Raw genomic sequence first — 23,808 nt, 5'->3', positions numbered from 1 at the left:
GCCTGAAGGGAGAGAGCAGTATGTTTGATCATACAACCGTGCTCTTAAAAGAAACAGTTGACGGGCTAAACATTAATCCTGATGGGGTATATGTAGACTGCACATTAGGCGGAGCAGGACATAGTGAATATCTAGTACAACAGTTGTCAGAGCAAGGACGATTGATTTGCTTCGATCAGGATATGACAGCAATTAACAATGCAAAAATTCGATTAGCTCCATACATTGACCGTGTCACATTTATTCATGCTAATTTTCGTTGTTTAAAGGAAGAACTACTAGCACATGGTATCGAGCAAGTAGACGGTATTTTATATGATTTAGGCGTCTCTTCACCTCAATTAGATACACCAGAGCGAGGCTTCAGTTATCATCATGATGCACCCTTGGATATGCGAATGGATCAAACAGCGACACTTACAGCTTTTCATGTTGTAAATGAATGGGCATATGAAGATTTAGTGCGAATTTTCTTCCGATATGGGGAAGAAAAATTTTCAAAACAAGTGGCTCGTAAAATTGAAGAGGCACGAAAACATGCACCGATTGAAACGACGGGACAGCTTGTAGAGTTAATCAAAGAAGGTATTCCAGCAGCAGCTCGCCGAAAAGGTGGACATCCTGCCAAACGCATTTTCCAAGCAATTCGTATCGCTGTTAATGATGAGCTAGGCGCAGCGGAGGATTCTTTAACAGATGCTATTGAAATGATTGGTTTAGGTGGGCGTATCAGTGTTATTACATTCCATTCATTGGAGGATCGTTTATGTAAGACCATTTTCAAAGAGGCAGCATCACTACCAGAATTACCACCGAATTTACCTGTAATTCCTGATGAGATGAAACCTATTTTAAAATTGGTTACCCGTAAGCCGATTATTCCTTCAGATGAGGAATTGGCAGTAAATAACCGTGCTCGCTCAGCAAAATTGAGGGTAGTAGAGAAAATCAACGAAAAAGGACGTGGGTAAATGGCAGCAGTTCGTGCAAGGCAGCATCAACAAGTACAACAACCGATTATAACTCCTAGTACGCAACCTACTATTATACGTCGTAAAAAACCAACGAAGCAGAAGTTTGAAAAAACGATGCTACTCGTATTACTGAGCACCATTGTAGTTTTATCGGTATTTGTACTAAATAAACAAGCGGCAATTCAAATGACAAATATAGATATTCAAAAAATCGAAGCAGAGACAGAGGAACTGAAGAAGCAAAATATAGGCTTGACGGTTCGAGTAAACGAACTTTCTACATACGATAATATATGGAAAAAAGCACAAAAACTCGGTTTAACTAAGAATGAGAAAAATGTAAAGGTAGTGCCGGGAGAATGAAGAAAAAGAAGTTTCGATTCCAATGGGGAGCCTTTCTACTATTAATTTTTTATGGAGGGCTCTTTTTTCTATTATTTGCACGCATGGTGACAATCCAAGTGACTGGCGAGGCAGAAGGACAGGCATTGGCTGCAAGGGCGGCTGCTAAATATAACAAAGAAAGTGCCATCACAGCGAGTCGTGGCAATATTTATGATCATGCAGGTCAAATTATTGCGGAGGATACACTGAGTTATCGACTAATTGCGGTTGTTAGTGATAAGGCTACAACGAATCCAAAAAATCCACGTCATGTTGTGGATGCTGAAAAAACAGCGAAAATATTAGCACAATATATCAAAATGAGTGAAGATACCGAGCAGAATGAAGCACAGATTTATCAACGATTATCAAAGCGTTACCGAGATGATGGGAAAGAGGTTTATCAAGTAGAGTTTGGACGTGCGGGTCGTGGGCTTAGTCATGAAACAATGACGAAAATTTCAGAAGCCAAACTGCCAGGTATTTTATTTATTAGTGATTTAAAGCGTTATTATCCAAACGGTATTTTTGCTTCACATTTAATTGGCTTTGCCTTAAAAGAGGAAAATAAAGATGGCACATTTACTACAACAGGGAAGATGGGACTAGAGTTAACATACAATAAGGAGTTAACAGGTGTTGATGGCAAAGTTCAATATGATACAGATGCCTTTAGTTATTTACTACCCAATAGTGAAAAGATGATTACTCCTGCTAAAAATGGGGACGATATTTATTTAACACTGGATAAAACGATGGAAAGCTTTTTAGAGGAAAAGATGACAGAGGTAGAAAAGGAATATAGCCCTGAATCAATGACAGCTATTATCGCCGATCCAAAAACAGGGAAAATTTTAGCGATGACACAGCGCCCGACTTTCAACCCAGATACACGTGAAGGGAAGGATATGAAGTGGCTGAATGAGGCGATTGAGGAGACAATTGAGCCAGGGTCAACGATGAAAACCTTTACCCTTGCCTCTGCTATTGATACGGGCACATGGAATCCTAATGAACACTACCAATCAGGTTCATATACAGTATTTGACCGTAAAATTAAGGACCATAATATATATGGATGGGGTTGGATTAGTTATTTAGAAGGTTTCCAGCGTTCTTCTAATACCGCAATGGCACATTTATTAAAAAGAATTGGTGATGATGTCTTTGTAGATTATTTAAACCGCTTTGGCTTTGGGCAAAAAACAGGGATTGATTTACCAAATGAAGCAACAGGTATTATTTTATCTCAATACCCAGTGCAGCGTGTGACAACAACATATGGTCAAGGTTCTACAGTAACGCCAATTCAATTAATTCAAGCGATGACGGCGATTGCGAATGATGGCAAAATGATGCAGCCTTATGTGATTGATCGTATTGTCGACCCATTAACAGGGAAAGTCATTCAACAGCATGAGCCGATTGAGAAGGGGCAGCCTGTGTCAGCGAATACAGCGAAGCAGGTGAGAGAAATTTTAGCTACGACACTAACGGCTGAGGGTGGGACAGCAAAGAATTTTGTATTGGATGAATATGTTGTCGCAGGAAAAACAGGGACGGCTGAAATTCCGAGGGCTGGAGGCGGCTATTTAAGCAATCAATATTTATACTCCTTTTTAGGAATGGCACCAGTAGATGACCCGCAGTTGATTATGTATGTGTCTGTGAAAAAGCCAAAATTAAAAACAGGGGAGCAAGGATCAGTCCCTGTCTCGAAAATTTTCAATCCTGTTATGCTCAATAGCTTAAAGCATTTAAGTATTAGCTCAGAAGATACACAGCAAGTAACCCATGCAACAATCCAAGATTTCAGTGGGCAAAGTGCAGAAGCTGTACAAGTAGAGCTAATGAATGATGGGCTACAACCTATTATTGTTGGCGGGGGCGGGCAAATTATTGACCAATATCCGAAGGGTACACAAAAATTAGTCAAAGGCAGCTTGGTCTTTTTGAAAACAGAGGGTGATAGTACATTGCCTGATTTAACAGGATGGTCACTGCGAAATGTGCTCGTATTTAAAACAATGGCAAATGTAGCCTTTGAAGTAGTAGGAGAGGGCTTTGTAGCGAGTCAAAGTGTATCAGCAGGTACGGTGATTTCTGATTCCTCTCCAATTGTGGTGAAGCTGAAAACACCAGCAGAAAGCTTTAAGCAGGATGTAGAAGCACCATCTGAGGGAGAAGTAGAGCAAGTAGAAGATCAATAGCATTGAATAGAAGTCCACTTTATTTCATACGTTGTAAAAAACAAGGTGTGATGTCGAATGAAGTGGATTTCTATCCATTCTAAAAAACGATTACGTATTTTGTATGTGCTGTTTATGTGTGTTGTAGTAGCCATTGCAGTTCGTCTTTTCTTCCTGCAAGTCATTGCGCAAAAGGAACTAACAGAAAAAGCGGAGGCCAACTGGGACCGTGAGATTCCCTTTGCGAACGAGCGTGGACATATTACGGATCGTACTGGTAAAAGTATTGTAACGAATAAGCTAGCTCCTACATTGTATTTTATACCTGCTCAAAGTAAAGATATTGAAGGTGCTGCTGCTAAAATTGCACAAGTATTAGAAGTGGATGCGCAAAAGCTATTAGAAAAAATGCAGAAAAAAGCATACTTAGTGAAGCTGGCACCTGAAGGAAAAAATATTTCTTATGAAAAAGCAGTGGAATTACAAGGAATGCAAATTGAAGGATTATATAGCGGTGTAGATTATGAGAGAGATTATCCGTATGGTACATTATTGTCTCGATTTTTAGGCTTTACAGGTTATGACGCACAGGGACTAGCAGGTATTGAATATGAATACAATCAGCTATTACAAGCGAACTCTTCAGCAATACGACTTTTTACAGATGCAAAAAGTAAAAATTTGCCGAACGTAGCCAGTGCTTGGAAAGCTGGTGAGGATGGAGCAACAGTCGAGTTAACGATTGATGTAGATGTTCAGCAAGTTGTTGAGCGTGAGTTATCACAGGCGATGGAACGCTATGAGGCGGACCAAGCGCTAGCGATAGCAATGAATCCAAATACAGGCGAAATTTTAGCACTCTCTTCTTACCCAACTTTTGATCCAGCGCAATATCAACTAGTAGAGCCTGCTATTTATAATCGTAATTTGCCTGTTTGGATGACCTATGAGCCAGGTTCAACCTTTAAAATTATTACATTGAGTGCTGCTTTAGAGGAAAATGTCGTTGATTTAGAGCATGATACATTTTTCGATCAAGGCTATACGATGGTGGCTGGGGCAAGATTACGCTGTTGGAAACGTTCAGGACATGGTCACGAAACGTTTTTAGAAGTAGTTGAAAACTCCTGTAACCCAGGATTTATTGAATTAGGGCAACGATTAGGCAATGAACGTTTACTACAATATATTAAAGATTTTGGCTTTGGTGAAAAAACAGGCTCTAATATTGCTGGTGAGGCATCAGGCATATTGTTCTCGAAGGAAGCATTTGGTCCTGTTGAACAAGCAACCACCTCCTTTGGTCAGGGCGTTGCTGTCACACCCATTCAACAAGTGCAGGCAGTATCAGCAGCAATCAATGGTGGGAAATTATACACGCCATATGTGGTGAAGAAAATTTTTAATCCTGCCACAGGTGAAGTATTTAAAGAGACAGAGCCTACTGTAAAAAGACAGGTGATTCGTGAGGAAACGTCAGCTAAAGTACGTGGTGCATTAGAATCGGTTGTGGCAAAGGGCTCTGGACGACAAGCCTACCGAGATGGGCTACGCATTGGTGGGAAAACAGGAACAGCGCAAAAAGTGGAAAATGGACGCTATAAAAGTGGAGAATACATTGTATCGTTTATTGGCTTTGCACCAGCGGATAACCCACAAGTTGTCGTTTATGTCGCTGTGGATAATCCAAAAAAGACAACACAGTTTGGTGGTGTGGTCGCTGCACCGATTGTCGGACAAATTATTGAAGATATTGCTCCTTTTGTTGGTATCGAGAAATCGAAGGAACAGCTAGAAAAAGATTATCGTTGGGGTGACCCAATTACTGTAAAGGCACCAAATTTAATCGGGCAAACAAAAGACGATATTGCAAAGCAACATTATCCATTTCGCATTGAATGGCATGGAGAAGGGAAAAAGATTAGCAATCAATTACCTGCACCAGATAGTGTGATTAAACAAGATGGCATTATTCATCTGTATCTTACAGCAGATGGAAATTGAAAATAGAAATAATTTGACCTTCCAAAAATGTTGAAGAACCACTATTATTATGAAGGATAGGTTTCGTCATGATAAGGCAATGAAGGACTTTTTTCTAATTTGAAAAAAGAGATACATGATTTAAAGGAGATTTTTCAATGGAACTCGCAACAACACTTACGATTTTAGCGCTTGCTTTTATCATCACAGTTATTTTAGCACCGATTAGTATTCCTATGCTGCGTCGTTTGAAATTCGGACAAAGCATTCGTGAAGAAGGACCACAATCGCATATGAAAAAAGCGGGCACACCAACAATGGGCGGCATTATTTTCTTGCTAGCGATTATTTTGACTACAGTTGGTGTGGGCAGCTTTTTAGAATTGCTGACAACACAAACCATTGTCTTATTATTAGTGTTAGTAGGATTTGGATTAATCGGTTTATTGGACGATAGCTTAAAGGTTGTTTTTAAACGTAATTTAGGTTTGACATCGCTCCAAAAGCTCGTTGGTCAAATTGTGATTGCTATATTAGCTTATTTTTTACTCCATATAGGCGATTTTGAGACAACACTCACTATACCATTTACAGATTGGACAATTGACCTAGGTATTTTTTATGTAGCCTTTTTAATTTTTTGGCTAGTTGGTTTTTCAAATGCAGTCAATTTAACAGATGGCTTAGATGGACTTGTCGCAGGGACAGCTTCTATTGCCTTTGCAGCATTTGGTGTTATTGCGCTATTCCAAGACCAAGCGGATATTGCGTTATTTGCCTTTGCAGTAACAGGCGCATTGCTAGGATTCTTATTATTTAATGCCAATCCAGCTAAAGTATTTATGGGAGACACAGGCTCTTTAGCACTAGGTGGTGCTTTAGCCATGGTATCTGTGTTAGTAAAGGAAGAATTTTTATTATTATTGATTGGCCTAGTATTTGTTATTGAAACATTATCTGTTATTTTACAAGTTGGTAGTTTCAAGCTACGCCAAAAACGTATTTTTAAAATGAGCCCTATCCATCATCATTTTGAATTATCAGGTTGGTCAGAATGGAAAGTCGTCATTGTATTTTGGTCAACGGCTTTAGCAGTAGCATTAATTGCAGTTTTATCGGAGGCGTTGTTATGAAAAACTATGTAGACTTGCAACATAAAAAAGTACTCGTACTGGGTTTAGCTAAAAGTGGTGTAGCAGCGGCTGAAATTTTACATGAACTTGGTGCCTTTGTCACAGTAAATGATTCTAAGCCATTTGAGGAAAGCCCTGATGCACAGAACTTATTACAAAAAGGCATTACAGTCATTTGTGGGCGTCATCCTGAAGATTTACTCGACGAAGGCTTTGAATTAGTCGTTAAAAACCCTGGTATCCCTTATAGTAATCCGATTGTAGCAGATGCGATTAGTCGAGGGCTACCTGTTTGGACAGAGATTGAGCTTGCGTATTTAATTAGTGAAGCACCATTTATCGGTATTACAGGCTCTAACGGCAAAACAACGACGACAACATTAATTTTTGAAATGTTAAACAATGGTGGTAAACAACCATTGATTGCAGGAAATATCGGAACAGTTGCTTGTGGTGTTGCCAAAGAGGCACAGAAAGAACAAGTAATCGTGACAGAACTTTCTTCATTCCAATTGATGGGGACAGCAACATTCAAGCCGAAAATTGCCATTCTAACAAACTTATATGATGCCCATCTTGATTATCATGGAACATTTGAGAGCTATGCAGATGCAAAATTTGGTGTGACACGCAATCAAGATGCAGAGGATTATTTTATTTATAATGCAGATCAGCCAATTGTTGTTGGCTATGCAGCACAATCAAAGGCACAAAAGATTCCATTTACGACAAAGGGACGTGCAGAGGTTGGCATTAGTGCTGATGATACGACGATTTATTGGCAAGGTGAGCCATATATGACTCGTGCAACGATTGCATTACCTGGTAAGCATAATTTAGAAAATATTTTAACAGCTGTAGCAGCTTGTTTATTAATGGGCTGTGATAAAGCCAAAATGGAGGAAGTGCTTGCGACATTTGCAGGTGTTCGTCATCGTACACAATTTGTTCGAGAGTGGAACGGACGGAAAATTTATAATGATTCAAAAGCAACCAATTGTTTAGCAACGAAGAGTGCTTTAGATGCCTTTAGCGCACCTGTGATTTTATTAGCTGGTGGTTTAGACCGTGGACATTCATTTGAAGAATTGCGTCCAAGTATGGAGCATGTAAAAGGTGTTGTAGCTTTTGGAGAAACAGGTTTGCGTTTTGTAGAATTTGCGAAATCCTGTGGTGTCACAAAAGCTATTATTGCACAGAATGTGGAAGATGCTGTGCAATATGCTGCACCAATGTCAGAAGAGGGCGATATTATTTTATTATCACCTGCTTGTGCAAGTTGGGATCAATATGACAGCTTTGAAATAAGAGGTGATGCTTTTATTGATACTGTCATGAAGCTGTAATTTGCTTGTAATGAACTTTGACTATAATTAACTTGGAAGGATGGCATTACTGAGAGGGAAAGAAAGCTATTTATTGCTAATCACAACAATGCTACTATCCATCATTGGCATTATCTTTGTCTATTCAGCAGGCACTTATTGGAGTGCAGTTCACTACAGTGGGAAAATGCCATTTTACCTAAAACAAAGTATTTATTTTCTAATCGCGATAGGTGTCTTTTTATTTACGACTCGTTTCACGCTATTAAAACAGCAACGTTTTTGGCAAATAGCCTATATATTATCATTAGTGTTATTAGTATTAGTGTTAATACCAGGGATTGGACTTGTACGAAATGGTTCACAGAGCTGGATTGGTGTAGGTCCATTAACGATACAACCAGCTGAGCTGAGCAAAATTACCGTGCTCGTCTATTTGAGTCATTTGCTAGCACAGCATAAAACAGGTACGTCCATTGTGCAATGGCGACATGGTTTAGTTTTATTATTGCCTGTTGTGTTAATTATGTTACAGCCAGATTTCGGTTCTGTGTTTATTCTTGTTGTGTCTGTCTTTTTATTATTTTTTGTGGCAGGGTATCCGCTAAAATTGTATGCCATGATTATGCTTATTGGAGTAGCTGGATTGGTAGGGCTTATTGCAACAGCACCATATCGTTTAAAACGAATTGAGGCCTTTCTTGATCCGTGGGCAGACCCTTTAGTGAGCGGATTCCAAGCGGTGCAATCTCTAATGGCAATAGGACCAGCAGGTATTTTTGGACATGGCTTTGGGCAAAGCAGACAAAAGTTTTTATATTTACCAGAGCCACAAAATGATTTTATTTACGCTATTATTTTGGAAGAAGTTGGGATGTTTGGCGGGCTTGTCATTGTAGCGCTGTTTGCTATAACGATTTATGCAGGATATAAATTTGCGATTCAAGCAAAAAGTCGTGCATCGTATTACGCCATTATAGGACTTGTCACAATGTTGACAGTACAGGCTTTTCTTAATATCGCTGTAGTCATTGGTTTAGTCCCTGTAACAGGTGTAACATTGCCTTTTATTAGCTATGGTGGAACATCTTTAGTCACAATGTGGTTAATAATAGGTATTATTTATCAATTAGCGAAATAAATATAAAGGAGGAGTACTTTTTGGAAAAGGTAATTGATATAGAAGATCGCATCCCTACGCTTAAAAAGCGACGAAAAAAGCGTACTAATCGAAAATTTATTGTACTCATATTACTTTTCTTTATTGTGTTAGCAGTACTCCTTTATTTTCAATCTCCTTACAGTACAATCGATCGGATAACAGTTCAAGGTGCACAATTAGCAGAAGAACAATATTATGTTCAAACAAGTAAGTTAGTGGCAGGTAACTCATTATGGGGCTTTAAAGTAAAAGATGTAGAAGCACTACTTCAAAAAGATACATGGGTAAAAGATGTACAAGTGAAGCGAACTTGGTTTCGAGGTGTCACCATCCATGTACAAGAATGGAAAAAGGTTGCCTATGTCATAATAGACGGAGTTTATTATCCTGTGCTTGAAAATGGAAAGCGATTTGAACAGAAAGGAAAGGATATTCCTATCGATGCACCTGTTTTTATAGGATTTAAAGGTGACAAGAAAATCCAAAAACTTGTGCAACAATTAGCGAAATTGAACCCAGAAGTATTAGCGTTAATTTCTCAAATTAATACGAATCGTAGTGAGACAAATCCGAATGCTATTAAGCTTTATATGAATGATGGCTATGAGGTGCGGGCTATTATACAAACATTAGCCAAGAAATTAAATTATTACCCTTCGATTGTGGCACAAATTCAAAATTTAGAAAAAGGCATTATCGATTTAGAGGTTGGCTCCTACTATCGCTCTTTTCAAAATGAATATAATCCAGTAAATCTTGATATTGGACAAGAGGAAGATGGAGAAGTGAACGACCAGGATGTGAATGAAGATGAACAAACGGACGAGCAATAAAGGAAGCTTTTTATCGAGAAAGCAGTTTGAGCTATTAATTGTATGCATTGCGACAGGTTTTATGATTGGTTATTCGTATAACCAAGCAAAAAGTACAAGGAGCACAGTGGATACAACGTTATTTGAGAAGGAAGAGTCCTATCGTGAGGAGTTAATTGTACAGCAGGAGCGTAATAAGGAACTGTCAGAAGAGGTAACAGCATTACAAAAGAAAATTCGTAAGTATGAAAAATCATTTGTAGCGAATGAAAAAGAGTATGAAAAACTTGGAGAAGATGCAGAAAATATGCGGCTTTTACTAGGTGAATTAAAGGGTGAGGGCAAGGGTATTCGTGTGACATTAAGGGATGGTGATTACAACCCGACAGCAGCGAATCCAAATGATTACATTGTCCATGAGAGCCATGTTTTTAAACTATTAAACGAGTTAAAAATTGCTGGCGCACAAGCAATCACGATTAATGGGCAGCGTATAGTAGCTAATTCGTATATTCGCTGTAATGGTCCTGTCATTACCATCGATGGTACACAGCACCCTGCACCATTTGTGATAGAGGCAGTTGGTGAATCAGCAACATTAACAGCCTCCTTAAATATGGATGGGGGCGTCATTGACCAATTAGTAAATGAAAACATTGTTGTATCATTGGAGGAAAACCAACACCTTATTATGCCAAAAGTTAATATGAAAAGTTAATTATTTGTAAAACTATACAGTTTACGATGCGTCTAGGAGGGCTTATTTTGAAAAAAAATATGTATACCCGAATAACGCTCGTGCTATTTATTATCGGTTTGATGATAGCGGTACAGTACAATACCATACAACAGCCAGCTGAGCGAGATACACGAGATATTTGGGATATTAGAGAAGAACTATCAATGGAAAAACAAAGACATTCCACTTTATTAGAAGAAATTCGCTCGCTTCATGAAGTAGTGGATCGCTATGAGCAATCTGAAAAGACAAGTTTGCAAGCGGCATTAAGTGAAACAGTAAACCGTTTACAAACACAAGCAGGTCTCACTAAAGTAGTAGGGCCGGGGCTTATACTACGCATTGAGGCAGCACCTGAATTAATCGAAATGGGCTATGTTATTCGCGAAATTTCACCTGATTTGCTTACACAATTATTAAATGAATTATTTAAGAATAATGCGATAGATGTGGCTATTGATGGCAATCGAGTTGTCCAAACAACAGCTATTCGAGATATTAATGGGCGAACAACTGTCAACAGTGTACCTATTTCATCCCTCCCATTTGAAATTTATGTAGGGACAAGCTCGTTTAAAGAAGCTCAAAAAATGTATAACTCTTTACAGGCCTCATCATTGGTAGATTCTTTTTATTTAGATAATTTCAATTTAGTTATCGAAGAACCAATGACACAGTTAACCATTTCAGCATTTGATCAGCCACTAACAAATGATTATTTAACAGAAGTCGAAAAAGGAGAATAAAAGTATGTGGCTACCATTTTTAGGCTTGTTATTTGGACTTGCACTCGGTTTATTAACAAATATACAAATCCCGTCTGTTTATGAAAACTATTTATCCATCGCCGTTTTAGCGGCTTTGGATACATTATTTGGTGGCATTCGAGCACAATTGCAACATGTATATGATGATAAAGTATTTGTCTCAGGTTTCTTCTTTAACATACTTCTTGCTGCAGGTTTAGCTTTCTTAGGTGTATATTTAGGAATAGATTTGTATTTAGCAGCCATTTTTGCATTCGGAGTACGTTTATTCCAAAATATAGCTATTATTAGGCGTATTTTACTAAATCGATTAGATGAAAAACGTCACAAAAAGAATAAAACTTCAATAGAATAAAGGGAAATTTGTATAAATCGCTTAATTTACTTAGACAAGACAGTAAAATTACAATAGAATGAAAACAAGAGCATTTTTTAGGGAGGTGCAGCGAGTTGAACCAACAAGATTTATATATTTCTCTTGATATAGGGTCATCCTCTATCAAGGTATTAATAGGAGAAATGAGCGACGGACAATTACATGTAATTGGTGTCGGAAATGTAAAATCAAATGGGATTCGGAAAGGGGCAATTGTTGATATTGATGCAACAGTGCAATCCATCCGTAAAGCTGTAGAACAAGCAGAACGAATGACAGGCTATCAAATTACTGAAGTCGTTTTAGGCGTTCCAGCGAACCAAACGATGTTACAATTAGTCAAAGGTGTTGTCGCTGTAAATAGTGAAAATAGAGAAATTACAGATGATGATTTAGATAGAGTAGTAGAATCTGCACAAGTCATGTCAATACCTCCTGAACGTGAATTAGTCAATATTATTCCGAGACAGTTTATTGTAGATAACTTAGCAGAAATTAAAGATCCACGTGGGATGATTGGCATTCGCTTAGAAATGGATGCCACAATGATTACAACATCTAAAACACTTCTACATAATGTTCTTCGCTGTGTAGAACGTGCAGGGTTGAGCATTAGAGAAATATATTTACAACCATTGGCAGCAGGCTACTTTGCTTTAACAGAAGATGAAAAAAACCAAGGTACAGCTTTTGTCGATTTAGGTGGTGGCTCTACAACAATTGCTGTATTTGAAGAAGGCCTGTTGACACATACGGGAGTCATACCAATTGGTGGCGACCATATTACAAAAGATATTTCAATTGTCTTGAAAACACCAACCGAGCAGGCAGAACATATTAAACATCAATTTGGACATGCCTTTTATGATGACGCATCAGATGATGAACTATTTGAAGTACCGATTGTTGGAACAGATTCTACAGATCAATATAGCCAACGCTATATTTCAGAAATTATTGGTGCTCGTCTAGAAGAATTATTTGAATTAGTCATTGATGAATTGGCACGTTTAGGTGTGCGAGATTTGCCTGGTGGTGTTATTTTAACAGGTGGTGTTGCAAAACTGGAAGGGATTGCTCAATTAGCACGTCAAATTTTGCAAACGCGTGTTAGAATATATACACCAGATTATATTGGGGTTAGGGAGCCTTCATTTACAACGGCAGTTGGACTGATTCGTTACGCCTATTTAGAAGATGATTTTTATGGAAAAAGTACAAATGTACAATCACTGGAATATGCGTTTGCTAGCTCACCTACCACTGCGCCTAAGAAGCAAGAATATGCGACAACCTCAGAACCAAAAGAAAGCGTAATTGGGCGAGCGAAAAAATTATTTGATAAGTTTTTTGATTAACTTAAATGCGTAATGGATGATATTGAGTCGAGTTACCGTGGGAGGAAAATGAAATGTTAGAATTTGATACAAGTATTGATCAACTTGCAGTAATAAAGGTTATTGGTGTTGGTGGTGGTGGTAACAACGCTGTCAATAGAATGATAGAGCATGGTGTACAAGGTGTAGATTTTATTGCTGTCAATACAGATGCTCAAGCATTAAATTTATCAAAAGCAGAAATAAAGCTACAAATTGGTGCAAAGTTAACACGTGGTTTAGGTGCTGGAGCTAATCCAGAGGTTGGAAAGAAAGCGGCTGAAGAGAGCCGTGAACAATTAGAAGAAGTATTACGTGGTGCAGATATGGTATTCGTTACAGCGGGTATGGGCGGAGGCACTGGTACTGGAGCAGCGCCAGTAATCGCTCAAATTGCACGTGATTTAGGTGCATTGACAGTAGGTGTTGTGACACGTCCATTTACATTTGAAGGGCGTAAACGACAAACACAAGCAATCGGCGGTATCGGTGGTATGAAAGAGGCTGTTGATACATTAATCGTTATTCCAAACGACAAGTTACTACAAATTGTTGATAAGTCTACACCGATGTTAGAAGCTTTCCGTGAAGCAGATAATGTTTTACGTCAAGGTGTACAAGGGATTTCAGATTTAATTGCGACACCAGGTCTTATTAACTTAGACTTTGCCGATGTGAAAACAATTATGTCTAACAAAGGCTCTGCATTGATGGGAATAGGGATTGCTACAGGTGAAAATCGTGCAGCAGAAGCAGCTAAAAAGGCTATTTCAAGTCCATTGCTTGAGTCGTCTATCGATGGCGCTAAAGGTGTCTTGATGAATATTACAGGTGGTGCGAATTTAAGTCTATTTGAAGTACAGGAAGCGGCAGATATTGTAGCATCTGCTTCTGATGAAGAAGTAAACATGATTTTCGGTTCTGTTATTAACGAAAATTTAAAAGATGAAATCATCGTTACTGTCATTGCTACTGGTTTTTCAGAAGAGGCATTACAACAGCCACGCCCTGCTGTAAAACCAACATTGAATTCAAGACAAACAATGCAACAACAAGCGCCTGTTCGTGAACAACGTCAGCAAGAAGTAGTACAAGAACAGCCACGACAAAATCAAGCCAACTATGGACAAGATGACATGTTGGAAGTACCTGCATTTTTAAGAAATCGCAAAAATCGAGGATAATTTTATAAGAAGCTCGTCATTTACATTATGTGGATGACGGGCTTTTTTATCTAGATTCAGTTGATGCTTCAATGTTCTTTTATCATTATAGACGCTATCATCATCAAAATAACACATCACTCTACATAAAAATTTCTTAACATTCAAAAGACTAGAATGTTAAGAAAGCTGGAAATTTGTCAAAATATTTTTTAAATTCACTGCGATTGTTTGACAATATTTGTGATGCTAACATGCTAACTTTGTATGTAGGAGGAGGCTGTTATGTATGGAGAATGGCTAGTGCTCATTAATATGCTTTTTAATTTAGCAATTGTGCTTTTTACTGCTAGAATAACGAGCAATATGGTGAAACCGATAAGATTATTCATAAGTTCGCTTTGTAGTAGCTTTGTTGCTGTAATTGGTGGTCATACGCTAGTCGGAATGTTGAGTAGCTTTGTGTTATTAATTGGCATTGCTTTTCGTTTTCGATTACGTAGTTTTCAAAAACAAGGACCAATTGCATTGACTGCTACCATTGTGATGGGAGGATTGCTGACAGCATTACAACCGTATTTGAAAAGCTTATCCGTTAGCCATTTCATCGGACTTTGTTTTCTATTAGCTAGTGTATACTTAGTGCTATTTTACAAGCAATGGGGCTTTGTGAGACTGGAACGTGTAAGTGGACAATTTGTACGTGAAACATTATTAAAAATTTTCGGTGTAGACATTCCACTTTCGGCATTTGTCGATACAGGGAATCAAGCCATCGAACCATTATCAGGAAAGCCTGTACATTTTGTTTCCTATCAAGCGTTGCAACCATATTTACCTAAAACCCTTTGTCAAGCATTAGGGCAATGGCAGGAAACCAATCCGTATGATGTATCGATGTTTGCAACAGACTATCAGAAAGCGATACGTTTTATTCATGTCAATACGGTTCAACAGCAGTCCGTTGTGTTAGGTTTTCGCTTTGATGAATGGCAAATAAAGGGGGAGCCTTCACAAGTGAAAACAAATGAATATATCGTGTTAACGAAAAAAGCGCATAATTTTCCGCATAGCACAGAAGCCATTTTACATTTTTCAGCACTGACTACTAATTAACACATAGAGGGGGAGACCGATTGTTTCTAAGGCTACTTGCTAGCTTGAAAAAATTATGGGGTAAGTTTCGAAGTCGTGAAACGTACTATATAGGGGGAAATGATTCATTGCCAGTGCCACTAACTCGAGAAGAAGAAGTAACAGTCATTGCATCCTTTATGAATGGAGATTTACGTGCTAGAGATACATTAATTGAACGAAACTTACGTCTTGTTGTTTACATTGCTAGGCGTTTTGATAATACGGGAACACCAATTGAAGATTTGATTAGCATTGGTTCTATCGGCTTAATTAAAGCAATTGAAACATTTAATACAGATAAAAATATTAAACTTGCCACATATGCTTCACGCTGTATTGAAAATGAAATTTTAATGCATTTGCGAAAAACAAGTCGTATGAAAGGTGAAGTGTCATTAGATGAGCCATTGAATTCCGATGCAGACGGCAATGAGCTTTTACTATCTGATATTTTAGGGACTGAGGAGCATATTATTTTAGAGAATGTAGAGAAAAAAATTGAGCGTCAGCATATGTTTCATGCTATTAATCGACTAGGTAAACGTGAGCGCTACATCATGGAATGTCGTTTTGGTTTAAACGGTAAAATTGAAATGACGCAAAAAGAGGTAGCAGATCATTTAGGTATATCTCAGTCTTATATTTCACGTTTGGAGAAAAAAATTATTCAAGATTTACGAGAAAATTTAAATCAGCCAATATCGTAAAAGGAAAAATGCTACTTACCTAAAATTGGTCATATTTTTTGTGCATATTCTTCTTTCTCTCGGACAAACTGATGTAACGGTTTAGTCAGAGAATACTATCGGAGGAATCGAATATGCGAACAAAGGTTGATCTTTGCGGTTTAGATACATCGACTTTGCCAATATTAAAGCATGAGGATATGAAAAATCTTTTTATTCGTTTGCAAGCAGGAGAAACAGAGGTAAGAGAAGAGCTTGTTATGTGCAATTTAAGATTAGTGCTGAGTATTGTTGGTAGATTTGCCTATCGAGGTGAGCAGGCAGATGATTTATTTCAAGTAGGTTGTATTGGCCTTATGAAAGCCATTGATCATTTTGATTTAAAGCATAATGTTCGATTTTCAACATATGCTGTACCGATGATTATTGGGGAAATTCGTCGCCATCTGCGTGATCACCATGCTTTGAGGGTATCTCGTTCACTAAGAGATATTGCGTATAAAGCAATGCAGGCAAAGGAACAATGGATTACAGAAAATTTACGTGAACCGACAATTGAAGAAATTGCAGAAATGATTGAGATGAAAAAAGAGGATGTCTTGTTTGCTTTAGATGCTATTCAAGATCCAATGTCACTCCAAGAGCCTATTTATTCAGATGGGGGAGATGCTGTGTACATGATGGATCAATTACGAGATCATGATGTATCGGAGGATCAATGGGTAGCATATGTGTCAGTGAAGGAAAGTTTGCAAAAATTAGATGAACGGCAACAGTTGATTGTCGCAAAACGTTTTTATTATGGGGAAACGCAGACGGAAATTGCTAAAGAATTAGGCATTTCTCAAGCTCAAATTTCTCGCTTAGAAAAAAATGCGATTGACACAATGAAAAAAGATTATAGGTAATATAAAGTCTTCAATCGGTGGAGGTTTTCCTCATCCACCCACGGATTGGTAGTTTCGCCAATCGGATTTTACAGCCTGTTAATACGGGATAAAATGTGTATCACTGATTGAAGTGATACGCATTTTTTTTATGGATGGACAATACATATATAGGAAGGAGGGGTTTTATGCGCTTTTCCATATTACAACAAAAGGAAGTAATTGAAGCGGGGAATGGGCGCTTTTTAGGTTTCGTTGTAGATGCAGAGGTATCAAAGGAAACAGGCTATGTCACAGCTTTTATGATTGCAGAGCCACGCAAATATTTAGGGCTATTTCGTGGGGAAGAATCGGTAAGAAAAGTTTATATGAAAGATGTGTTAGTTGTAGGGAAAGACGTTATTTTAGTGAAAGCATTATAAAAAGCATCAAAATAGACAAATGTATGATAGACAAATTAGGCTATTCATTGATAATTCAACTATTGCTTGTTACAATGAAATAAAAGAAAAATTGATAGTAGCTATCAAAGAATCTATCATCGTAAAGTTGGGAAAACAGTGACAAACATATTAACGAATTTACAGGAATTGAACAATTTAATACAAGTAGCTAAAAAACGTGCACAGCGAGAAACGGATGACGTTCAAATTATCGCTGTGACAAAAGAAGTTTCTGTGGAAAGAACGCAGGAAGCAATAGATACAGGATTACAGCATCTAGGCGAGAATCGTCCAGAAGGCTTACAGCGCAAATTGGCATCCATTCAAGCTGACGTACATTGGCACTATATTGGCTCCTTGCAAACACGTAAAGTAAAGCAAGTTATTAATAGCGTTGATTATTTACATTCATTGGATCGTATGAGCTTAGCAGAAGAAATTGAAAAACGAGCAGAGCAACCTGTGAAATGCTTTGTACAAGTGAATGTATCTGGTGAAGAATCAAAACATGGGCTAACCATCGAAGAAGTATTACCATTTATTGAATCATTAAAAGCATTTACGAAAGTTCAAATTGTTGGGTTGATGACAATGGCTCCCAATACAGACGATACAGAGGTGATTCGCTCTGTGTTTAAACAATTAAAACAATGTCAACAACAAATAGCCGAGCAAAGATTTGGACACGCACCTTGTACCGAGCTATCAATGGGTATGTCAAATGACTTTGAAATTGCGGTAGAGGAAGGAGCTACATTTGTTCGGGTCGGAACGGCTCTTGTTGGAAATGAAAGAGGGGAACAGGATGAGCATGAAAAATAAAATTAAAAACTTCTTTTATCTAGAGGATGAAATAGAAGAAGAAATCACGCAGGCTCCTATTCAACAGCAACAACCCGTACCACAGCCACAAATACAGCAAGTAAAGCCTAAAAAAGTGGTGAAAGAACGAAAAGCCACTGTGCAAGAAATCGTGCCACAAAGTTCAGTAGCAAACAATAATATTGTGAGCTTACAAGCTGCGATGAGCTCTAAAGGGGCAAAAGTGGTACTCGTTGAACCAAGAATTTATGCAGAGGCACAAGATATTGCAGAGCATTTAAAAAATAAACGAGCGACGATTGTTAATTTGCAGCGTATTGAACGAGAGCAAGGTGTGCGTATCATTGATTTTTTAAGTGGTACTGTTTATGCACTTGGTGGCGATATTCAAAGAGTAGGAAAAGATATTTTCCTATGTACACCTGACAATGTAGAAGTATCTGGTGAAATTTCTAATTTTATTTTAGACGATAACTAATAGCGAGGATTGTAGTTTTATGATGTTATATACCGTGTTACCTTATGTATCAAAAGCATTTGATATTTACTCACTAATGTTGGTTGCCTATGTTTTAATGTCATGGGTGCCAGCTGTACAAACTTCAGCAGTTGGACGTTTCCTTCAAAAAGTTTGTGAGCCATATTTAGGAATTTTTAGAAAGTTCATTCCGCCAATTGGTATGATTGATATTTCACCAATTGTCGCTATATTTTTACTGAACTTTATTAAAGCAGGATTATTTATTGTGATTCAAAAAGTTTATTTTATGTTTATGTAACCAAAATCCTCACCATGCTGTGAGGATTTTTTACTGATTGTGGGAACACATGCAAAAGGAGCAACATATAATGGAACATTTAATTCAACATTTTCGCAAAGATGAGCAGCCTTTTATTGAACAAGTGATGAGCTGGCAACGAGAAGTAGAAGACCGTTATGCACCGAAGCTCACAGATTTTTTAGACCCAAGGCAACGTTTTATTGTAGAATCTATCATTAAGCAAAGTAATACGTTTAAATTAGCTAGTGCAGGGCTTTTTGAGGACGCAGAACGGCAACGAATGTTCATCTTTCCTGATTATTATGAGCCAACAACAGATGATTTCCAATTAACTGTTTTTACGATACAATACCCAACGAAATTTGTGCAATTACGCCATCAAGATGTTTTGGGTGCCTTATTATCACTGGGACTAGATAGAGGAAAATTTGGGGATATTCGTGTAGGGGAGCAGCATGTGCAATTTATCGTAGCCAATGAGGTAGCAGATTATGTACGATTACATTTAACAGGCATCGGCAAGGTGAAAGTACGTGTAGAGGCAATTAAAGACAACGAGCCATTACTATCAAATGAGGACGAATGGCTAGAGGAATCTCACACAATATCATCTATGCGCTTAGATGTTGTCATGGCGAAGATATTAAATATATCCCGTCAAAAAGCACAGGCATTAATTACAGGGAAAAAGGTGCGTGTCAATTGGACGGAAAGAGAAGCTGTTGCATTTGAGTTACAGGAAGGTGACATTTTATCGGTACGTGGTAGTGGTCGCTTCAAAATAACTATGACAGAAGGTAGAACAAAGAAAGATAAAATCCGCTTACAAATCGGTCGTTTGGCTCAAAAAAGCTAAAAATCACGTATTTTTGATTAATTTGTGCTGTCAAGTCGTCTGAATAATTGTATAATAAAAAGTACGAATGTACAGGTAAAGGAGAGAAGGATTGTATGCCATTATCACCTATTGATATACATAATAAGGAGTTTACGAAGGCTTTCAGAGGATATGCTGAAGACGAAGTAAATGAATTTTTAGATCAAATCATTAAAGATTACGAAATTTTATTGCGTGAGAAAAAAGATGTCGATAAGCAATTGGAAATGGCGATGGAGCAAGCAAGACATTTTCATTCATTAGAGGAAACATTGCAAAAATCCATCGTTGTTGCACAGGAAGCGGCTGATGAAGTACGCAGAAATTCACAAAAAGAGGCGAAGCTCATTGTGAAAGAAGCGGAAAAAAATGCAGACCGTATCGTTAATGAAGCATTGACAAAAGCACGTAAAGTAACGATTGAGATTGATGAGTTAAAGAAGCAATCTAGAGTATTCCGCAATCGTTTTAAAATGCTTGTGGAGGCACAGCTTGATTTATTAAACACAGATGATTGGGAACATTTATTGCAATATGATGTGGATTTAACAGATATTCAAGCATCTGTTGAAGTGGCGCAGGACACAAACGAGTAAGTGTCTTGACGATGTGATTCGATTTGCATATACTAATACAATAACAATGGTTCTGAACAAATAGGTCAATAAGCGTAGATGAAGACAGTAATTGTAAGGCGTAGCAAAGCGATTTGAGGATAGTGGGAGCTCAAACAAACAAATTACAATGAATATCACTTCAGAGCTAAATAGCTGAAGAAAGTAAGCTATTTCGTCATGCACAACGTTAACGTGTAACAGAGTGGTAGTGCAGTGATGTGCTACAAGTAGGGTGGTACCGCGAGTAGAAGCTTCTCGTCCCTTTGGGGATGATGGGGCTTTTTTTGTTGTTCCATATTTGTTCATCAATAAAAAGAAAGTAGGAGGATTTAGAATGGTGGAATATAAAGATACGTTATTAATGCCAAAAACAGATTTCCCAATGCGTGGAAACTTACCAGCCAATGAGCCAAAGATGCAAGAAAAATGGGATGGAATGAACATCAATCAGCTACAGTTGGAACGTACAAAAGGACGTCCTGAATTTATGCTACATGATGGCCCACCATATGCAAATGGTGATATCCATATCGGGCATGCCTTAAATAAAGTATTGAAAGATATGATTACACGTCATCGATCAATGACAGGCTACTATGTGGAGTATGTACCTGGTTGGGATACACATGGTTTACCAATTGAACAGGCTTTGACAAACAAAGGTGTTAAGCGTAAAGAGATGTCTATCGCAGAATTCCGTCAGTTATGTGAAGAATATGCGTATGAGCAAATTGACAATCAACGTGCACAATTCCGCCGTTTAGGTGTACGTGGTGATTGGGAAAATCCATATATTACATTAAAGCCAGCATTTGAGGCACGCCAAATTGAAGTGTTTGGAAGAATGGCTGAGAAGGGCTATATTTATAAAGGATTAAAGCCTGTCTACTGGTCACCATCTTCTGAATCAGCATTAGCAGAGGCAGAAATCGAGTACAAGGATGTTAAATCACCATCTATTTATGTCAGCTTTGCGATTAAAGATGCAAAGGGTGTTGTCCCAGCAGATGCGAAGTTTATCATTTGGACAACAACACCATGGACATTACCAGCCAATTTAGGAATTTCAGTGAATCCAGAATTTGTGTATGCTGTGGTAGAAACAGCAACGAAAAAATTCATTATTGCAAAAGAATTAGTAGAAACAGTGGCAACAACACTTGGTTGGGAAACATACGAAGTCGTGCAGGAAGTCAAAGGGGAAGCATTAGACCGTATTGTGGCACAACATCCATTTTATGATCGTGATTCACTCGTAATGGTTGGGGAGCATGTAACAGCTGAAGCAGGTACAGGCTGTGTTCATACCGCACCTGGACACGGGGAAGACGACTATCAAGTAAGTAAATTATATGGTTTACCAATTCTTAGCCCTGTGGATAATAGCGGTTGCTATACAGATGAGGCTCCTGGCTTTGAAGGTGTATTCTACAATGATGCGAATAAATTAATTACAGAAAAATTAGCTGAAGTAGGCGCATTAGAAAAATTGGATTTCTTTACACACTCTTATCCACATGACTGGCGTACGAAAAAACCTGTTATTTACCGTGCAACACCACAATGGTTTGCGTCAGTGGATGCATTCCGTGATGAGCTATTAGCAGCGGTTAAAGAAACAGAATTCACACCTGCATGGGGGGAAACACGTCTTTATAATATGATTCGTGACCGTGGCGACTGGGTAATCTCACGTCAACGTGCATGGGGTGTGCCAATTCCAATTTTCTATGCTGAAAATGGTGAGCCAATTATTACACCAGAGACAATTGCGCATATTTCGAAACTATTCCGTGAGCACGGTTCAAATATTTGGTTCCAAAAAACAGCGAAGGAATTATTACCAGAAGGCTTTACACATGCAGGTAGCCCGAATGGTGAGTTTACGAAAGAAAATGATATTATGGATGTTTGGTTTGACTCAGGCTCATCACATCAAGGCGTGTTAGTGGAGCGTGGCATGAAATATCCAGCAGACCTTTACTTAGAAGGCTCTGACCAACACCGTGGCTGGTTCAACTCATCATTAATTACGTCTGTGGCGATCAATGGCTATGCACCGTATAAAGGCTTGCTAACACATGGCTTCGTACTTGATGGTGAAGGGCGTAAAATGAGTAAATCATTAGGAAATACGATTGTACCGCAAAAAGTAATGGACCAATACGGTGCAGATATTTTACGTCTATGGGTAGCTTCTGTTGACTACACAAGTGATGTGCGTATTTCAATGGATATGTTAAAACAAGTTTCTGAAGTATACCGTAAAATCCGTAATACATTCCGCTTCTTACACGGCAATGTAGCAGATTTTAACCCAGAAGCAGATCGTGTAGCATATGCAGATTTACGTGAAATGGATCAATATGTCTATATGCGCCTGCAAGATGTCTTAAAAACAGTGCGTGCGGCGTATGATCGTTATGATTTTGCGGCTGTCTACCATGCGGTGAATAATTTTGTAGCTGTTGAGCTATCATCATTCTACTTAGATATTGCGAAAGATGTTGTCTATATCGAAGGCTATGATAATAAAGACCGTCGTGCAATGCAAACGGTAATTTACGACACATTATTAACATTAGTGAAAGTGATGACACCAATTATTCCACATACAACAGATGAAATGTGGTCATATTTACATGAGCAAGGTGTTGTAGAAGAGGATTCTGTTCAATTAACAGATTTCCCAGAGGTTGTAGAGCAGGCGAATTACGATGCCTTACGCACAAAATGGACACAAATTATCGAGGTGCGTGACGATGTGCTAAAAGCGTTAGAAGAGGCACGTAATGCTAAAACAATTGGTAAATCACTTGAAGCAAAAGTAACAGTTTATGCGAAAGATACTATTGCTACATTATTACAAGATGCGAATATTGATTTTGCACAGCTTGCGATTGTTTCTGCTTTTGAAGTATCGACTGAGGAAGCACCTGCACATGCATTAACACTGGAGCACGTGGCAATTGTTGTAGAAAAAGCAACAGGTGAGAAATGTGAACGTTGCTGGTCTATTTCTGAAACAGTAGGTGCAAATGAAGCCCATCCAACTGTATGTAGTCGTTGTGCGAGTGTTGTTGAGAACTATTACGCATAATACTATAGAAAATAGAGTGTAAAACGTAGGTATATCAATGAAAATTGGTATACCTGCGTTGTTTTGTGTATGGA

At 38.2% G+C, this 23,808-nt stretch carries 23 protein-coding genes and 1 other annotated feature; all 23 genes read left to right on the top strand.

Annotation, left to right across the window (positions count from 1 at the left end):
• Positions 1 to 20: 20 nt before the first annotated feature.
• The 23 genes from rsmH (at position 21) to ileS (ending at position 23,734) form a co-directional block, all read left to right on the top strand.
• Positions 21 to 971: a 16S rRNA (cytosine(1402)-N(4))-methyltransferase RsmH gene (gene rsmH, locus OPF91_RS03430; RefSeq protein ID WP_264987281.1), complete on the top strand. Its 951-nt coding sequence runs from the start codon at positions 21 to 23 to the stop codon at positions 969 to 971.
• Positions 972 to 1,337 (top strand): cell division protein FtsL, encoded by a 366-nt coding sequence (gene ftsL, locus OPF91_RS03425; RefSeq protein ID WP_264987280.1) that lies wholly within the window; start codon positions 972 to 974, stop codon positions 1,335 to 1,337.
• Positions 1,334 to 3,568 (top strand): penicillin-binding transpeptidase domain-containing protein, encoded by a 2,235-nt coding sequence (locus OPF91_RS03420; RefSeq protein WP_264987279.1) that lies wholly within the window; start codon positions 1,334 to 1,336, stop codon positions 3,566 to 3,568. Before ftsL ends, OPF91_RS03420 begins: the two co-directional genes overlap by 4 nt.
• 57 nt (positions 3,569 to 3,625) lie before the next feature.
• The gene (locus OPF91_RS03415; RefSeq protein WP_264987278.1) at positions 3,626 to 5,551 is read left to right on the top strand and encodes a stage V sporulation protein D; all 1,926 of its coding nucleotides are present in this window, start codon (positions 3,626 to 3,628) and stop codon (positions 5,549 to 5,551) included.
• A gap of 137 nt (positions 5,552 to 5,688) precedes the next feature.
• Complete coding sequence (gene mraY, locus OPF91_RS03410; RefSeq protein WP_264987277.1) at positions 5,689 to 6,663, top strand: phospho-N-acetylmuramoyl-pentapeptide-transferase; 975 nt, start codon at positions 5,689 to 5,691, stop codon at positions 6,661 to 6,663.
• Positions 6,660 to 8,009, top strand: a complete 1,350-nt coding sequence (gene murD, locus OPF91_RS03405) for a UDP-N-acetylmuramoyl-L-alanine--D-glutamate ligase (RefSeq protein WP_264987276.1) — start codon at positions 6,660 to 6,662, stop codon at positions 8,007 to 8,009. The genes mraY and murD overlap by 4 nt, the downstream gene beginning before the upstream one ends.
• 40 nt (positions 8,010 to 8,049) lie before the next feature.
• On the top strand, positions 8,050 to 9,129 hold the full coding sequence (gene ftsW / locus OPF91_RS03400; RefSeq protein WP_264987275.1) for a putative lipid II flippase FtsW: 1,080 nt from the start codon (positions 8,050 to 8,052) through the stop codon (positions 9,127 to 9,129).
• 20 nt (positions 9,130 to 9,149) lie between these two features.
• Positions 9,150 to 9,983 carry a cell division protein FtsQ/DivIB gene (locus tag OPF91_RS03395; RefSeq protein WP_264987274.1) on the top strand — a complete coding sequence of 278 codons (834 nt, stop codon included), beginning with the start codon at positions 9,150 to 9,152 and terminating at the stop codon, positions 9,981 to 9,983.
• Positions 9,955 to 10,680, top strand: a complete 726-nt coding sequence (locus OPF91_RS03390) for a DUF881 domain-containing protein (protein ID WP_373877024.1) — start codon at positions 9,955 to 9,957, stop codon at positions 10,678 to 10,680. Before OPF91_RS03395 ends, OPF91_RS03390 begins: the two co-directional genes overlap by 29 nt.
• Positions 10,681 to 10,727: 47 nt before the next feature.
• Complete coding sequence (locus tag OPF91_RS03385) at positions 10,728 to 11,447, top strand: DUF881 domain-containing protein (protein ID WP_264987271.1); 720 nt, start codon at positions 10,728 to 10,730, stop codon at positions 11,445 to 11,447.
• A gap of 4 nt (positions 11,448 to 11,451) precedes the next feature.
• Positions 11,452 to 11,823, top strand: a complete 372-nt coding sequence (locus OPF91_RS03380) for a small basic family protein (RefSeq protein WP_264987269.1) — start codon at positions 11,452 to 11,454, stop codon at positions 11,821 to 11,823.
• Positions 11,824 to 11,918: 95 nt separating this feature from the next.
• A complete protein-coding gene (gene ftsA / locus OPF91_RS03375; RefSeq protein ID WP_264987268.1) occupies positions 11,919 to 13,202 on the top strand; it encodes a cell division protein FtsA in 1,284 nt (427 codons plus the stop codon).
• A gap of 53 nt (positions 13,203 to 13,255) precedes the next feature.
• Positions 13,256 to 14,404 (top strand): cell division protein FtsZ, encoded by a 1,149-nt coding sequence (gene ftsZ / locus OPF91_RS03370; RefSeq protein WP_264987267.1) that lies wholly within the window; start codon positions 13,256 to 13,258, stop codon positions 14,402 to 14,404.
• Positions 14,405 to 14,668: 264 nt separating this feature from the next.
• Entirely contained in the window at positions 14,669 to 15,499 is an 831-nt protein-coding gene (locus OPF91_RS03365) for a sigma-E processing peptidase SpoIIGA (protein ID WP_264987266.1), read from the top strand.
• 20 nt (positions 15,500 to 15,519) lie between these two features.
• Entirely contained in the window at positions 15,520 to 16,227 is a 708-nt protein-coding gene (sigE, locus tag OPF91_RS03360; RefSeq protein ID WP_264987265.1) for an RNA polymerase sporulation sigma factor SigE, read from the top strand.
• Between the two features lie 113 nt (positions 16,228 to 16,340).
• Positions 16,341 to 17,114 carry an RNA polymerase sporulation sigma factor SigG gene (gene sigG / locus OPF91_RS03355; protein WP_264987264.1) on the top strand — a complete coding sequence of 258 codons (774 nt, stop codon included), beginning with the start codon at positions 16,341 to 16,343 and terminating at the stop codon, positions 17,112 to 17,114.
• Positions 17,115 to 17,281: 167 nt separating this feature from the next.
• Positions 17,282 to 17,515, top strand: coding sequence for a YlmC/YmxH family sporulation protein (locus OPF91_RS03350; RefSeq protein WP_264987263.1), 234 nt, complete (start codon positions 17,282 to 17,284; stop codon positions 17,513 to 17,515).
• 138 nt (positions 17,516 to 17,653) lie between these two features.
• Positions 17,654 to 18,358: a YggS family pyridoxal phosphate-dependent enzyme gene (locus OPF91_RS03345; RefSeq protein WP_309297405.1), complete on the top strand. Its 705-nt coding sequence runs from the start codon at positions 17,654 to 17,656 to the stop codon at positions 18,356 to 18,358.
• Positions 18,342 to 18,836, top strand: a complete 495-nt coding sequence (locus tag OPF91_RS03340; RefSeq protein WP_264987262.1) for a cell division protein SepF — start codon at positions 18,342 to 18,344, stop codon at positions 18,834 to 18,836. The genes OPF91_RS03345 and OPF91_RS03340 overlap by 17 nt, the downstream gene beginning before the upstream one ends.
• A gap of 19 nt (positions 18,837 to 18,855) precedes the next feature.
• The gene (locus OPF91_RS03335; protein ID WP_264987261.1) at positions 18,856 to 19,137 is read left to right on the top strand and encodes a YggT family protein; all 282 of its coding nucleotides are present in this window, start codon (positions 18,856 to 18,858) and stop codon (positions 19,135 to 19,137) included.
• A gap of 70 nt (positions 19,138 to 19,207) precedes the next feature.
• Entirely contained in the window at positions 19,208 to 19,996 is a 789-nt protein-coding gene (locus OPF91_RS03330; RefSeq protein WP_264987260.1) for a YlmH family RNA-binding protein, read from the top strand.
• Positions 19,997 to 20,091: 95 nt separating this feature from the next.
• Entirely contained in the window at positions 20,092 to 20,613 is a 522-nt protein-coding gene (locus tag OPF91_RS03325; protein WP_264987259.1) for a DivIVA domain-containing protein, read from the top strand.
• A 66-nt stretch (positions 20,614 to 20,679) separates the two neighbouring features.
• Positions 20,680 to 20,900 (top strand) — a binding site (T-box leader).
• A gap of 68 nt (positions 20,901 to 20,968) precedes the next feature.
• Positions 20,969 to 23,734: an isoleucine--tRNA ligase gene (gene ileS / locus OPF91_RS03320; RefSeq protein ID WP_309297404.1), complete on the top strand. Its 2,766-nt coding sequence runs from the start codon at positions 20,969 to 20,971 to the stop codon at positions 23,732 to 23,734.
• The last annotated feature ends 74 nt before the right edge of the window (positions 23,735 to 23,808 follow it).

Source organism: Lysinibacillus piscis, assembly GCF_026012395.1.
Taxonomy (GTDB): Bacteria; Bacillota; Bacilli; order Bacillales_A; family Planococcaceae; genus Lysinibacillus; species Lysinibacillus piscis.
Note: the sequence above shows the minus strand (reverse complement) of the source record. Positions and strands in the feature narration are given on the sequence as shown.

Coding starts and splice junctions, on each gene's coding strand:
- OPF91_RS03380 (WP_264987269.1), top strand. CDS start 11,452: ATGTGGCTACCATTTTTAGGCTTGTTATTTGGACTTGCACTCGGTTTA.
- ftsZ (WP_264987267.1), top strand. CDS start 13,256: ATGTTAGAATTTGATACAAGTATTGATCAACTTGCAGTAATAAAGGTT.
- OPF91_RS03390 (WP_373877024.1), top strand. CDS start 9,955: ATGAAGATGAACAAACGGACGAGCAATAAAGGAAGCTTTTTATCGAGA.
- ftsW (WP_264987275.1), top strand. CDS start 8,050: ATGGCATTACTGAGAGGGAAAGAAAGCTATTTATTGCTAATCACAACA.
- OPF91_RS03415 (WP_264987278.1), top strand. CDS start 3,626: ATGAAGTGGATTTCTATCCATTCTAAAAAACGATTACGTATTTTGTAT.
- OPF91_RS03350 (WP_264987263.1), top strand. CDS start 17,282: ATGCGCTTTTCCATATTACAACAAAAGGAAGTAATTGAAGCGGGGAAT.
- OPF91_RS03340 (WP_264987262.1), top strand. CDS start 18,342: ATGAGCATGAAAAATAAAATTAAAAACTTCTTTTATCTAGAGGATGAA.
- sigG (WP_264987264.1), top strand. CDS start 16,341: ATGCGAACAAAGGTTGATCTTTGCGGTTTAGATACATCGACTTTGCCA.
- OPF91_RS03365 (WP_264987266.1), top strand. CDS start 14,669: ATGTATGGAGAATGGCTAGTGCTCATTAATATGCTTTTTAATTTAGCA.
- OPF91_RS03335 (WP_264987261.1), top strand. CDS start 18,856: ATGATGTTATATACCGTGTTACCTTATGTATCAAAAGCATTTGATATT.
- murD (WP_264987276.1), top strand. CDS start 6,660: ATGAAAAACTATGTAGACTTGCAACATAAAAAAGTACTCGTACTGGGT.
- OPF91_RS03420 (WP_264987279.1), top strand. CDS start 1,334: ATGAAGAAAAAGAAGTTTCGATTCCAATGGGGAGCCTTTCTACTATTA.
- OPF91_RS03325 (WP_264987259.1), top strand. CDS start 20,092: ATGCCATTATCACCTATTGATATACATAATAAGGAGTTTACGAAGGCT.
- OPF91_RS03330 (WP_264987260.1), top strand. CDS start 19,208: ATGGAACATTTAATTCAACATTTTCGCAAAGATGAGCAGCCTTTTATT.
- mraY (WP_264987277.1), top strand. CDS start 5,689: ATGGAACTCGCAACAACACTTACGATTTTAGCGCTTGCTTTTATCATC.
- ileS (WP_309297404.1), top strand. CDS start 20,969: ATGGTGGAATATAAAGATACGTTATTAATGCCAAAAACAGATTTCCCA.
- rsmH (WP_264987281.1), top strand. CDS start 21: ATGTTTGATCATACAACCGTGCTCTTAAAAGAAACAGTTGACGGGCTA.
- ftsL (WP_264987280.1), top strand. CDS start 972: ATGGCAGCAGTTCGTGCAAGGCAGCATCAACAAGTACAACAACCGATT.